This window comes from Methanobrevibacter arboriphilus (assembly GCF_019669925.1).
Taxonomy (GTDB): Archaea; Methanobacteriota; Methanobacteria; order Methanobacteriales; family Methanobacteriaceae; genus Methanobinarius; species Methanobinarius arboriphilus_A.
This window is the reverse complement of sequence record NZ_AP019779.1, coordinates 1,535,579-1,549,029: the sequence shown is the minus strand read 5'-3', so window position 1 is coordinate 1,549,029 and position 13,451 is coordinate 1,535,579. Positions and strand designations below refer to the sequence as shown.

General features: G+C 24.5%; 13 protein-coding genes. 3 read left to right on the top strand and 10 right to left on the bottom strand.

Annotated features, from left to right (window positions below; translation table 11 throughout):
- The first annotated feature begins 322 nt into the window (after nucleotides 1-322).
- A complete protein-coding gene (locus MarbSA_RS06595) occupies nucleotides 323-745 on the top strand; it encodes a peptidylprolyl isomerase (RefSeq protein ID WP_042702866.1) in 423 nt (140 codons plus the stop codon).
- A 167-nt stretch (nucleotides 746-912) separates the two neighbouring features.
- Here the strand turns inward: MarbSA_RS06595 and MarbSA_RS06590 are convergent, their stop codons facing one another.
- The 9 genes from MarbSA_RS06590 to MarbSA_RS06550 form a co-directional block, all read right to left on the bottom strand.
- Nucleotides 913-1,515 carry a HemK2/MTQ2 family protein methyltransferase gene (locus MarbSA_RS06590; protein WP_155930742.1) on the bottom strand — a complete coding sequence of 201 codons (603 nt, stop codon included), beginning with the start codon at nucleotides 1,513-1,515 and terminating at the stop codon, nucleotides 913-915.
- Between the two features lie 43 nt (nucleotides 1,516-1,558).
- Nucleotides 1,559-2,455: a 16S rRNA (adenine(1518)-N(6)/adenine(1519)-N(6))-dimethyltransferase RsmA gene (gene rsmA, locus MarbSA_RS06585; RefSeq protein ID WP_221061234.1), complete on the bottom strand. Its 897-nt coding sequence runs from the start codon at nucleotides 2,453-2,455 to the stop codon at nucleotides 1,559-1,561.
- Nucleotides 2,456-2,731: 276 nt separating this feature from the next.
- Complete coding sequence (locus MarbSA_RS06580; RefSeq protein WP_042702862.1) at nucleotides 2,732-3,358, bottom strand: DUF655 domain-containing protein; 627 nt, start codon at nucleotides 3,356-3,358, stop codon at nucleotides 2,732-2,734.
- A gap of 859 nt (nucleotides 3,359-4,217) precedes the next feature.
- Entirely contained in the window at nucleotides 4,218-4,556 is a 339-nt protein-coding gene (locus MarbSA_RS06575; protein WP_042702860.1) for an RNA polymerase Rpb4 family protein, read from the bottom strand.
- Nucleotides 4,557-4,560: 4 nt separating this feature from the next.
- A complete protein-coding gene (locus MarbSA_RS06570) occupies nucleotides 4,561-4,851 on the bottom strand; it encodes a 50S ribosomal protein L21e (protein ID WP_042702858.1) in 291 nt (96 codons plus the stop codon).
- 447 nt (nucleotides 4,852-5,298) lie between these two features.
- The gene (gene dapF / locus MarbSA_RS06565) at nucleotides 5,299-6,186 is read right to left on the bottom strand and encodes a diaminopimelate epimerase (RefSeq protein WP_221061233.1); all 888 of its coding nucleotides are present in this window, start codon (nucleotides 6,184-6,186) and stop codon (nucleotides 5,299-5,301) included.
- 77 nt (nucleotides 6,187-6,263) lie between these two features.
- Entirely contained in the window at nucleotides 6,264-7,574 is a 1,311-nt protein-coding gene (gene lysA / locus MarbSA_RS06560) for a diaminopimelate decarboxylase (RefSeq protein ID WP_054835109.1), read from the bottom strand.
- Nucleotides 7,575-7,982: 408 nt separating this feature from the next.
- Nucleotides 7,983-9,680: an MFS transporter gene (locus MarbSA_RS06555; protein WP_221061232.1), complete on the bottom strand. Its 1,698-nt coding sequence runs from the start codon at nucleotides 9,678-9,680 to the stop codon at nucleotides 7,983-7,985.
- 305 nt (nucleotides 9,681-9,985) lie between these two features.
- Nucleotides 9,986-10,411 carry a MarR family winged helix-turn-helix transcriptional regulator gene (locus MarbSA_RS06550; protein ID WP_054835125.1) on the bottom strand — a complete coding sequence of 142 codons (426 nt, stop codon included), beginning with the start codon at nucleotides 10,409-10,411 and terminating at the stop codon, nucleotides 9,986-9,988.
- Nucleotides 10,412-10,670: 259 nt separating this feature from the next.
- Between MarbSA_RS06550 and MarbSA_RS06545 the strand changes: the two genes are divergently transcribed.
- Together MarbSA_RS06545 and MarbSA_RS06540 are read left to right on the top strand one after the other, a co-directional pair.
- The gene (locus MarbSA_RS06545) at nucleotides 10,671-11,078 is read left to right on the top strand and encodes an NUDIX hydrolase (protein ID WP_054835126.1); all 408 of its coding nucleotides are present in this window, start codon (nucleotides 10,671-10,673) and stop codon (nucleotides 11,076-11,078) included.
- 471 nt (nucleotides 11,079-11,549) lie between these two features.
- The gene (locus MarbSA_RS06540; protein ID WP_221061231.1) at nucleotides 11,550-11,819 is read left to right on the top strand and encodes a transcriptional regulator; all 270 of its coding nucleotides are present in this window, start codon (nucleotides 11,550-11,552) and stop codon (nucleotides 11,817-11,819) included.
- A gap of 126 nt (nucleotides 11,820-11,945) precedes the next feature.
- On the opposite strand, the gene MarbSA_RS06535 is transcribed toward MarbSA_RS06540, so the two are convergent.
- The gene (locus MarbSA_RS06535; RefSeq protein WP_221061230.1) at nucleotides 11,946-13,448 is read right to left on the bottom strand and encodes a serine--tRNA ligase; all 1,503 of its coding nucleotides are present in this window, start codon (nucleotides 13,446-13,448) and stop codon (nucleotides 11,946-11,948) included.
- Nucleotides 13,449-13,451: the final 3 nt, after the last annotated feature.

Here is a 13,451-nt window from a genome sequence, read left to right as displayed (position 1 = left end):
GAATGATTTTGCATATTATCGAATATATTTTATATATTGAATAATTATATTATATAATCGAATAATTGTATTAATTATAATTAGATTAATTATTATTGTATTAATTATTAAATAATATAATTATATATAGTTAAATAATTTTATAATATATTTTTATATCAAATATTATTATATCAATAGTATTATGTTGAATATTATTGTATTAATGTTATTATATTAAATATTGTATATTAAGTATTTTTATATTTAATATTTCTTATATTTCGAATGTTTAACATGTTTTAGACATTGATCTAAATTTAAATAAGTTTTAGGTGATATTATGAAAAAAGCTATTATTGAAACTGAAAAAGGTAACATAGAGTTAGAATTATTTGAAAAAGATGCCCCTAATACTGTTGCTAACTTTGAAAAGTTAGCTAAAGAAGGATTTTACGATGGTTTAACATTCCATAGAGTTATTGATGATTTTGTAATTCAAGGCGGATGTCCAAAAGGGAATGGAACTGGTGGTCCAGGATACACAATCAAGTGTGAAATAAACGATAATAAGCATGGAACTGGTGCTTTATCCATGGCACATGCAGGTAAGGATACTGGAGGAAGCCAATTTTTTATAACTCATTCACCTCAACCTCACCTTGATGGTGTTCATACTGTTTTTGGAAAAGTTATCTCTGGAATGGATGTTGTTAATTCAGTGAAACAAGGAGATAAAATGTTAAAGGTGACTATTCAAGGTTAAACTTTAAAAAATATTTTTTTTCTATTTTTATTTTAATTTCTATTTTTATAATTATTTATATCCTATTATTTATATCATATTTTACATTTACATTTTATTTCATACTTTATTTCATGTTTTGTTTTATATTAATAGACTTAACTTAATTTTAATTTAATAATAATCAATTAATCTAAAAATCCGGTTATTAATACAATTTCTTCAAAGAAAAATTTTTCACTAGCAGTAATCTCAACTAAAAATCCTAATTCTTCTAGTTTTAATAATGTTTGTTCTATATTAGAAAGTGAAGACTGAATAAGCTGTACCTTTCCATTCTTATTAAGATGATTTTTCACTTGATTTAAAAAAGGATCAATTACTTTTCTTCCATCTAATCCACCATCAAATGCATAATTTAAATCATCTTCTAAAATTTCATCATTTTCAGTTGGTAGATATGGAGTATTAAATAAAATAACATCAAATTTTCCATTTCCATCAAAACCTTCAGATTCAAGAGGTTCAAATAAATCTCCAAAAAGAATATTTATATTATCAATATTATTTAACAAAAAATTTTTTTCAGCAATTTCAATAGCATTAAAATTAATATCAGTAGCTACAACTTCACCAGCAACTTTTGAAGCATACATTGCAACTATTCCAGACCCTGTTCCTATTTCAAGAACTTTTTCACCAGGATTTATATTCAAATTATCAATTAAAAGAAAGCTATCATCTGATGGTTCATAAACCATCTTTTCTAATTCAATATTAAACTCTCCAATCTTCATACAATCCATTCCTATTATTTTACAATTTACTCTAAAGTTATCCCCATAATATAGGTTTAATCAAACTAGTTAATTCTAATATTTCCTCAGGAGAGGTTTTTACAACTCTTTTAACTAAAAATGATTCTAATTCAGGACTAGAATCTAATAAATCCCTTAATATTTTTTTATCAGAATAGCCTAAAATATTTCTTGAATCAATTAAAGCATTTCTAATTTTCTTATTTTTATGAGGGAAAATTGCTCTACATACCACTGAATAATCCTTTTCATTAGTCTTATTTGAAAAAAAACTTTCATTTTTTATATGAGTTAGCTTAACAACAGCTGAATTTACTTTTGGTTGTGGAATAAAGGACTGAGGAGATATATTATCTAAAAATTCAATACTTGTTTTAAAATACAACATTGCAGAAAGTCTTGAATAATTCTTATCGCCTACTTTAGCTATCATACGATTAGCAAACTCTTTTTGATACATTAAAATAGCTAAATCAAAATCAAATTCCAGAAATTTAAAAGTTATTGGAGAAGATATTTGATAAGGCAAATTAGAAACTATCTTATTAGATTTTGAAAAAGTTGATATTTCAACATTTAGTGCATCGTCATTTATTAAATCTATATTGCTAACATTTTCCTCTTCTATTCTTTCAGATAAAATTTCAAATATTTTCTTATCCTGTTCAATAGCTACTACTTTTTTAGCTTTTTTAGACAGTTCTATTGTTAATGTTCCAATCCCCGGACCGATTTCTAATATAGTGTCATTTTTTGAAATATTAGCAAAATTAATTATCTTTTTTCTTTTATAATCATCAATTAAATAATTTTGCCCTAAATTTTTATTTAAGCGAATTCCATGCTTTTGAAGTATATTTTTAGTTTCAGTAGCTAAAGAAAAACTATGCTCATTATTTTCATTAGATTTCAAATTATCACTTCAATAAATAGGAATCAGCAAACAATAATTATTAAATAGAACTTGATAAATAAGGATTAATAAATATAGATGATAAATATTGATAATAAATATAGATAATAAATATGGATAATAAATATAGGTAATAGATATTCAAGAGATATAAATCAACATTTAGAAATTAATAAATATGAATTTATTATGAAAAACAGAATAAAAATAAAAAAACAAAAAAATAAAGAAAATTATAAAATAAAAAGATTAATAAATAAAATAAAAATTAATCTATTAATCTCTTCTCCTATGCTTATTTTTACCTTGTCTTTTTCTATTTTTTGAGTCATGCCTTCTTGGAGAATGAGTAAAAACACGATACTTATTTTTACCTCTTTTCGGTTGAGTAGTGTCAAGTTCCATTTTCACTCTCTTAGCAATACTATCAATAGGATCTTTAAGTAAAGGAACTCTCTCTTTTAAATCATTGAAATTTTTAAAGGGTTCTTCTTCTCTTGCTTCAATAATAGCCCACATATGCTTTTTACCTATACCAGGTAATAGTTCTAATTTATTCAAACGTGTGCTTAAAGGTCCGGCTTCATTAATCCATTTAATATACTTATCTTCATGATTCATTATTATTTCACTAATAACATAATCAATTTCAATCCTACTTGTTGCAGTCAAATTTTCGAAATCAAGTTTTCCTTTAACCCGACTTATTTTGTCTCTTTTTCCTGCACCGATGTATACATTTTCATGAATCTCTAAATCAACATTGTCTTTTGGAATTAACTCTAATAAAGTAAAGTTTTCGGTTCCGATAGCCTGAGCAACAGGCTTTTTCTTAAAGGTAGACATATTTTCCTTTACATAGCCTAAAGGTAAATAGTCTAATATTACTGCATTATCTTCCATTTAATCACAACATTAAGCACAGATTTTTATTTTTATAATTCAATACTCTGCCTTAAGATTATAAGTTTTTATATTAATTCTGTGTGTAAATTTTTATATTTAGTATTTATATATAATTCTTAATACTTCTTATGTAATTATTATGTAATTATTATGTAACTATTATGTAATTTTTAATGTAATTTTATATGTAAATTGTTTAAATTAAAGAACATTTTAAGTTATAGTTATCTTCATATTGTTTCTATTACATTTAATACTTTTCTATATAATTAAAATTATGATATAATTAAAAACTTTTAAACCATATTAATATTATTTGATTTAATACGATAATCATAAATTATTAAATAAAAATATAGCAATAAAATATAATTATGAATTATAAACTACAAAAAATCATTAAATAGTTATTTAATCTATAATTAAAATAATTTCTGATATCAAAAATTATTAAAGTTATTTTCTAATTAGTTATGTGAAACTAAACATAATATAATATTTTAATTATAAAGCTAATTATAAATAATATTATAGAAAATAAACTAATAATTAAACCAATTAATAATAGTAAAATAAAAAAAGACTTCTAATAAATATTATATTAAAAACAATGATTAATAATAAATCTATTAATAATAAACCTATTAAATAGATAATAAACCTATTATTAAATAATTAATTTATTAATTATTGATTTAGTTAATAATATAATAAATACAAAATATCAATATGAAATCTATAAAAATATTGAAATCAATAAATTTATAATATAGAACAGTTACAATTCAATAGCTCATCATTAAACAATAATAAGCTATTAAATAATAGTTAAAAAATTAGATAAGTTATGCAAAATCTATTCATCATCCCTATATTCATCAACAATAGAAAGAATTTCTTCTAATTCTTCTTTTGATATAGGTAATCTTTCTTTAGCAAACAAAAGTCTTAAATCAGACAAATCTTTAGGCATTAAGTCAGCAATACGTACTGCATGCTTTTTCTTAACTATCTCTTCTAATTTCCCTATTAACTCTTCAGTATCTTCTAAAGAAAGTTTATTGAACTTTGTAACATGATCTAAAGTTAAATTCTGTTCATAACTTAATTCATATTTCTCTTGAAAGTCTTCAAGTATCTCTTTTACTTTAGCTGCAGGAATTGGCTCATTTTCTAATGCTTTCTTCCCTATCATAGAATCACTCTTGTGGTTTCAAGTGTTCTGGTCTAACAATCAATTCTTTAGCTTTGTTACCATCGTTTAATGCTAAAACATAAGCATTTCCTTTATATCCAATTACTTTAGCTGTCTTACCATGGAATCTTGGATGTGGTTGACCTCTATGGATACTAGGATCAATAATAATATGTACTAAATCATCATTATTAAATTTCTGAATTTTTCTAGTTATAGGGTTAGATCTTCCAGGTCTTGAAACCTTAGTCATTTTATTTCTTGATCTACTTCTAAATCCTCTTGATCTTTGCATTTAAATAACCTCGTATAATTATAACATGTAAATAGTAATATAGATATGTTATTAAGTAATTAAATATAATAACAATCTAAAGATTACAGAATATCATTGGACATAATTTCAATAAGTATTTTTAAAGTTTTATATTAAAATAAAAATTATGAAAAATTATCCTATCTTTGATAATATTAATATATTCTTATTGAAGGTATTAATATATTTTTGCCTTTTTGAAATTTTATACCTTTTAAAATTTTAATAATAAATTTAATAATAACTTGAATAATAAATTGAATAAAATACTAATGAAAATATTAATAAAAAATATAATGAAAAATATTATTAAAAATATTATTAAAACTATTAATTGAAAATTATTAATGAAAAAATTAGTGAAAAATAATTATTAGTGAAAAATAATTAATTTTTATTAAATACGTGAAATAAATAAAAATTATCTTAAGCTATTTCACCATTAAAGACTAATTCTGCATCTCCTTTCATAAATGCTCCTAATCTATCATTTTTTTCATAAACTTCAATTTCCAAATCCCCCCCAGGAAGATGAACTAAAACATTATTATCCAAAATTCCAAGTTTAAAACCAGATAAGACACAGGAAGTAGCTCCAGTACCACAAGCATAGGTAAACCCTGCACCCCTTTCCCAGGTGATAACTTTAATTTCATTTTTAGAAATTATTTCAACAAAATGGACATTTATCCTATGAGGAAATGCCTCATGATTTTCAATAGCTGGACCATAAATATCTAAATTAACACTACTCAAATCAGAAAAATTAGTATTTTCTGTGAATATTACTGCATGAGGATTGCCAACACTAACTGTGGTCATAGTTATCTCTTCATCATTAACAATTAATACCTCATCTAAAAATTCATCCACACTAGCTATCATTGGAATTTCTGAAGTTTTAAAAGTTGATAAACCCATGTTAACTTTAAAAAATTTAGATAAATTTTTATTTTTCTCATCAACAGTGATCTCGACTTTTTTTAATCCACCTAAAGTTTCAACATTGATTTTATCTTTTTTAATGATATTATTATCATAAACATATTTAGAAAAGCATCTGATACCATTACCACACATTTCAGCTTCGCTGCCATCTGCATTGAAAATTCTGAACTTTATTTCACCATTATCTGTAGCTGGACAAACAAAGATTACTCCATCAGCACCAATAGAAAAACCTCTTTTACATATATCAATTGAAAAGCGAGATTTTTCATTTTCTGGGATTATTTCTTCATTAAATTCATTTATAACAACATAATCATTTCCAAGACCATGCATTTTAGAAAACTTTAATCCTGATAAATTCATTTACAACCTCTTTTGAATTATTAAACCATTTAATAGTTAAATTTGTAATAATTAAACTAAACTAATAAACCATTAAACTAATTTTCTAACCTTTTAGGAAGAATTTGGTTTCTGAAAAGATCATCGTAAGTTTCTCTTTCCCTTATTATTTCAGACTTTCCATCTTTCACAAGAATTTCAGCTGGTCTTGGTCTTGAATTATATTGAGAAGCCATAGAAAATGAATATGCTCCTGCATTCATTATAGACAAAAGATCACCTTCTTCAATTATCGGAAGAGGCCTATCTCTTGCAAACAAATCTCCAGACTCACATACATTACCAGCAACATCAACTTTTTCAATTTTTGCTCCATTTTCAGAAGTTTCATTAGCTTTATTAGCTACAACAATATGATGATATGATCCATACATTGCTGGGCGAAGAAGGGTGTTAAATCCAGAATCTACACCAATAAATTTACGATAACTATTTTTAACAGTGTTAACTCTAGTTAAAAGAACTGATGCATCACCAACAAGATATCTTCCAGGTTCTATATACATAGAAGGTTTGTTTGTCCCATCCATTCCATATTCAGATAATTTTGATTTAAATATCCCAGTTATTTCCTCTGCAAATGGATCAATATCAAGTAAATTTTCTTCTGGTTCATAAGGTATTCCAAGACCACCACCAAGATCTAAAAATTCGAAATCAATATCTGCTTCTTGAGAAACTTTCCCAGCAATATCCATTAAGACAGTTGTAGCTAACTTGAAAGGTTCTGGATCTAAAATACCTGAACCAATATGAGTATGCATTCCAACAGGTTCAAAACCCATGTTTTTAGCTAATTTATAAACTTCTACTGCTTCACTCTCTTTAATACCAAATTTACTCATTTCTCCACCAGTGATACAGTGTTCGTGATGTCCTGCACCAACCATAGGATTTACTCTGAAAGAAATCTTATATCCTTCAGGATCAACAATTTCAGCTAATCTTTTTAACTGAGAAACAGAATCTAAATTTATCCTAACCCCAGTTTCATCAATATATCTTAATTCATCGTTAGTAACATTATTTCCAGTGAAAAGAATCCTATCAGAAGAGAAACCAGTTTTTAAAGAGGTGAAAACCTCACCTGGAGAAACTGCATCAATACAACTACCTTCTTCTTCGAGTATTCTCATTACAGAAAGATTAGTATTAGCTTTACAAGCATAAAGTATTTTAAAATCAGAATAATATTTAGTAAAAGCATTAAAAACTCTTTTATAATTATCTCTTATTCTATCTTCATCAATAACATACAAAGGAGTTCCATATTCCTCTGCAAGTTTAGTAGCATCTGCTCCACCAATATCCACATGACCTTTATCATTAATTTTAAGATTTAAATCCATTTAATTCACCTGATGCAATATAATAAATTATTAAATAAATTATTATTTTAAATATTTATGCTCACATTCTCAAAATTTAGTTAATAGCTATTAATAAATAATATTTTTTTTATATTATATAAGCTTTTTATAGGAATAATATAAGTTTTTTATAAGAATATGAATTTATTATATGAATTTTTATTAAGGTTAAAAATAGAGCTAAAATTAAAAAAGAAATACAAAAAAATATTATAATTTAAAAATATTATAATTTAAAAGTATTATAATTTAAAACTATTATATTAATTAAAAGTACTATAATTAATTAAGAGTATTATACTCAATATAATGATTAAAGATAGTTTTTTAATAAATAAAAGTTTTTAAATAAAGCTTTTTAATATTATCCTAATATTATATATTCTATTATCTATGTACTAACATCTTCATTAAAATGTTATTTATATCTCCTCTACTGATAATACCAATAACATGCTTATTTGAATCTAATACTGGGAGTTTTTTAAACTCATTCTGAGATAAAATTTGAATAGCTTTTTCTAAAGTATCATTATCGTTTAAATAATATAATTTTCTTTTAGTTATCAAGCTATCAATACTATCAGTTATTTTATTATTTAAAACTTCTTGTTCTGATTCTCCTTCTTCAATTAATATATTGTATATAAAATCATGGGCAGAATAGTCTTTTGGAGCAAGATATCTTATGATATCCCCATCACTAACCATGCCAATTAGCTTATTTTGATCATTGACAACCGGAACTCCTCCAATATTATGTTTAGAAAATAATTTTAGTAAATCTTTAATTTCAGCAGCAGGATGTATAGAAATAACATTTGAAATCATGAAATCTTTTACTTTAAGAGTTTGCTTTGATAAAGTTTGTTTTGGTAGAGTTTGCTCTGGTTTTTCACTTTTAATTTTAGATTTTGGACAGATATAGTTCCTATTTAGTACTATAACTATAATAGAGCTTACAACAAAACAACTTCCAACAATAAACGGTGTATTAGGAGCATATAATTCAGTTAGAATCCCAGCTAAAAAAGGTGCAATAGCTCCACCTATCATACGTAAAAAACTAAAAGCAGCCGATGTTGTTGAGGCTTCAACAGGCGATGTTGTCATTACAGCATTAGTAAATAAAGAATTACTATTTCCAAACAATAAACCAGAAATAATTATACATCCAGATATAATGAGTAAATCAGATGTAAATATGCCCATGACTAAAAGAAGAATTGTAAATAAAATTAACATGACATATAATGATTTAATTGTTCCAAAAGTCTTTTCAAGTCTCGGTGCTATGAAATAAGAAGAAATACCAAGAAGAATACCCCATCCTAAAAATATAAGTCCTATATTAAAGGGATTTAATCCTAGTATCAATGGACTATAAGCTAATAATGTAAAAAAACCAAAATTATAAAGAGAGTTAGCAATTCCCAAAACTGCAATAGATCTATTTTTCATTGCACGAAAAGGTTCTTTTAAAGAAGTGTTTGATTTTGTACCGAGATCTTCTTTTACATTGGGTAATTTAGTGAATAATAATAAAAATACAATAACCATCATCACTCCAATTCCAATAAATGGATATCTCCATGAAAATTGTCCAAGAATTCCCCCAATTAATGGCCCTGCTGCAACTCCTATTCCAACAGCAGCTTCAAACAAAACAATTGACTTTGTTTTTGAAACTCCTGCAACAGTTACCATAGCAGCAAGCCCTGTAGCAAAGAAAAGAGAGCTTCCTAATGCCCAAATACCACGTAAGCCAATGATAGTCCAAATATTAGTTGCAAATCCTGCAATAGCTGCAAAAACACCAATTATAATAATACCAATAAGTAAAGCTTTTTTAAGACCTAGTCTTGTAGATATAACTCCTGTAATTAGTGCACCTATTGCCATTACAATATTATAACTACTATATAACAAAGTAACTTCACTAGGACTTGCTCCCAATTGAGTTGAGAGTGTTGGTAAAACAGGTCCTATAAGTCCCATACCCATTAATGCAGTGATAATTGCAATAAATAGCAACCATACAGATGAAGGCAATCCTTCATTTTTAATTGATTCATTTGATGACAATTAATACCTCCTTAATTTTTATTATAAATGATATATCAACTATTGATATATCAGCTATTTTTAGATAGTCAATAAATTAAATTAATTAAATAGATTAAATAAAGTAAATTAAAAATATTAAATTAATTAGATTAAATAAATTAAATTAAAAATTATTATAATTAAATTAAAAATATGAGAAAAAATTCATATAGAATAAGAAATCATATTGAATTATGGAAAATCATATACAAAAGCATCATATACAAAAAACTGTAGATAAAAAAGATGTATATATAATATATAGAAAAACTAAAGATAAAAAATTATAAATTCAAATCTAATTTTTCCAATAAGTAAAATAGTTTTTCAAGTTCATCTTTAGTAAAAATACTTTTAATCTCTTGAGAATTTTCTAACATTAACTTAGATGTATCCTTATATAAATTCAAACTTTTATCAGTTAAATATATTAAAAACTCTCTTTTATCTTGAAAGGAAACTTTTCTTTCAATAAGTCCTTTATCAGCAAGAATATTCAAACTTCTTGTGATAGCTCCAGTATCTCTATTTGAAGCTTTTGAAAGCATTTTTTGATTACATCCTTCATTTTGATATATAAAATATAACATATACCACTGTTCAAATGTAATATCATAATATTTAAATTTATTTTGAAGTATCCTTCTTAATTTGTAGTTTATTTTTATAAATTCAAATAATAAATCACTTTTATCAAAAACATATTCCATACAATGACCTTTTCCTAACAATAGATTAACTTGTTAAATAAATTTTAATTGATATATCAACTATTTTTAAATAATAGTATTTAAACTTTTTGAATTTCCAATATTAAAAATATGAATAATTATGATAATTATAGATGATTATAAATGATTATAAATAAATTTACATAATTTATGAATAAGGTTAGATAATTAATAATATATTGAAGAGTAATAATATATTTTATATAAAATATAAAAATAACAGTTAAGAGTTGATAAAATGAAAAAACCCTATGGTCTAGTAATGAGAGGATTATTAAAAAAAGATGAAAAAATTCTACTATTAAAAAGACATCCTAAGTCTAAAACAAATCCTAGTCGGTGGGAACTTCCTGGAGGGAAAGTTGAACCAGGAGAAGACTTTGACAAAGCACTCATCCGTGAATTTAGTGAAGAAACAAACTTATCTATTGAGTTAAGCGATTTAATAGGAGCAGTTCAAGAAGATTTTCCTCATAAAAAGACTATAGCTGTTGTTATGAATGTTAATATTACTTCTGAAATTCCAGAAATAAAAATAAGTAATGAACATGTTGATTTTAAATGGGTTGATATTGAAGAAATTAAAGACTTGAAAATATCTGGATGGTTCAAAACTTTAATGAAAGAAAAAAACTACTCTTTATAACTTAAAATTAAAATAAAATTACAGTTAAAGAACTCTAATAATTTTTAACAAGTTGATAATAATACTAAGTATAATTAGTAATATTAATAATGCTAATAATGCTAATAATGCTAATAATGCTAATAATGCTAATAATGCTAATAATGCTAATAATCACTAATACTATTATTTAAATTATTTTGAATACTAAATTTTTATAAAAAATTATATGAACATTTAAAAAATTTTAAAAATAAATATTATTTCATTTGTTTAGATAACTTTGGATGGCATATAAACTAAATGAAAAATATATAAAAATCAATATAACTCTATATTAAACTATTTTAAATAAAATTATGTTATTTTAATAAACTTTATAATTTTTAATTTGTGTTGATATTATATCTGATTTTGTATATAATTTAATTTACATCTAATTTGATCTTAAACAAAAAATTTGATTAATTATAAACAGATGGAGATAATATTATGAAAGAATACAGTGATGAAATAATAGAATTTTTAGTATATGTTAAACCTTCAAAATATAGACAAAAGATATTAATATCACTTAAAGATGAAAAATTAAAAATTCCTTCTGAAATAGCTAGAGATGTTGGAGCAATAACAAGCCATATTAGTATCTATTTATCTGGATTAAAAGAAAAAAATCTAATAAAATGCATTAATGAAGAAGCAACTAAAGGAAGACTATATCATATAACAGAAAATGGTAAAAAAGTATTAAAATATATATAACATTGAAAATTACTTCATATTATACTTATTTTATAAGATCTATATTGTATCTTTTATTAATTTTTTTCATATTTATCAATTTAATGTTTTAAAATACTTATCTTCTATATTTTGAGATTTGATTTTTTATAATGTCTTTATTCCCAAAGGTAATTTTCCAAAGTATTTTTTGAATTTATCAGGCCAATTTTCAATGTTTATTCCATGTTGGCTTATAAAAGCAGCTGTCCATCTTTCTAAACCTATTCCACTGCATCCAGACCATAATTTTTTATTATTTTGAGATTTTACATTGAAACCTTTTGTATATTTATCCGCATTAACAGATAAGTTTTGAAATTCGATCCATTTATTATTATAAGGAGTTATTGCTTCATAATCAACAGTTCCTGCACCTTCCATATCAGATAACCCTTTTTTTCCTTCTTGGGCCATAAACCATGGTGTAACCCATGCAGTCCTCCATTTAAGCTCTAATATATTTTCAAAAATATTTTTATATTTTTCTTTAATCTCTTCTGCCATTTCAAGTGTTTCTTTTCTGGTTCCTAACCATACTAACTCCAATCGATGAAATTCATCAACTCTTTCAATTCCATGAATTCCCCCAGATTCATATCTATGACTAGTTCCAGAATGATCATATACTTTTAAAGGTAATTGATCGATAGAAACGGTTTCGCCTTGCAAAAATCCCCAAAAAGAAGGACATTGAGCATAACACATACCTCCAATTGGTGAATCAATTTTATTTTCGATTAAATCTATTGGTATTTCTTTTGTTATATTATATATGTTTTTTACATCTTCCCAATATTCAGGATCTCTAGTTTTTGGAGGACAAACATAATATATTTCAGGATAAACACCCTGTGCATGCCCACTCCTCATCCAAACTTCCCATGGTACTAACTTTGGAAAAATCATTTCTGAAAATCCTAAAGGCTCCAACAATTCCTTTAATGTTATTTTCTCAAAAGTTCTAAATAAATGAGTAGCTTGAGGACCATAAATCCATTGCCCTCTATTATAACCTCTTTTAATCCATCCCTCCTTTTCCATGACCTTAGTAGGATCCTCTTTAAATTTAAATTTTTTATCTTCACTTTCCCATAACAATTCCCAATGTTCATTTTTACCACCATAATCATTCATTTTATTTTTTAATAAGGTGATGATTCTATCAGGTATTCTTTTTTCAATTTCAGAATATGTAATTTTGTTTTCTGATTCAGTATCAAACAATATAACTATGCATTTATCTCCATATTCTATATTTTTAACATAAGGTAAATTTTTTATGTTCAATGATTTTTTTGATTCCATTTTTATATCAAAATATTTTATTAAAACATCCCGAATACCTATTTTAAATTTTTTTCCTGTAAAATTTGATAATTCTTTTTTTAATCTTATTAACACTTCATGAGCTCTAATAAGTTGGTTACTCTCAAATTTTATTGTTAGTATATTCTTTTCTATTTTAAAATCATTTATAGAACACCCTATTTCTCCATTTTTTGTTAATATTTTTTTTGTATTTTCATTTAGAAATTTATATATAACTTCTTTTAAATCAGTAATATCTTTTGTAAAAACAAAACTTCCAATTAATTTGAAATAAATCATTTT

Bases quoted from the DNA above. Each gene is read 5' to 3' on its own strand.
- MarbSA_RS06595 (WP_042702866.1), top strand. From the start codon at position 323: ATGAAAAAAGCTATTATTGAAACTGAAAAAGGTAACATAGAGTTAGAA.
- MarbSA_RS06580 (WP_042702862.1), bottom strand. From the start codon at position 3,358: ATGGAAGATAATGCAGTAATATTAGACTATTTACCTTTAGGCTATGTA.
- MarbSA_RS06575 (WP_042702860.1), bottom strand. From the start codon at position 4,556: ATGATAGGGAAGAAAGCATTAGAAAATGAGCCAATTCCTGCAGCTAAA.
- MarbSA_RS06570 (WP_042702858.1), bottom strand. From the start codon at position 4,851: ATGCAAAGATCAAGAGGATTTAGAAGTAGATCAAGAAATAAAATGACT.
- dapF (WP_221061233.1), bottom strand. From the start codon at position 6,186: ATGAATTTATCAGGATTAAAGTTTTCTAAAATGCATGGTCTTGGAAAT.
- lysA (WP_054835109.1), bottom strand. From the start codon at position 7,574: ATGGATTTAAATCTTAAAATTAATGATAAAGGTCATGTGGATATTGGT.
- MarbSA_RS06550 (WP_054835125.1), bottom strand. From the start codon at position 10,411: ATGGAATATGTTTTTGATAAAAGTGATTTATTATTTGAATTTATAAAA.
- MarbSA_RS06545 (WP_054835126.1), top strand. From the start codon at position 10,671: ATGAAAAAACCCTATGGTCTAGTAATGAGAGGATTATTAAAAAAAGAT.
- MarbSA_RS06540 (WP_221061231.1), top strand. From the start codon at position 11,550: ATGAAAGAATACAGTGATGAAATAATAGAATTTTTAGTATATGTTAAA.
- MarbSA_RS06535 (WP_221061230.1), bottom strand. From the start codon at position 13,448: ATGATTTATTTCAAATTAATTGGAAGTTTTGTTTTTACAAAAGATATT.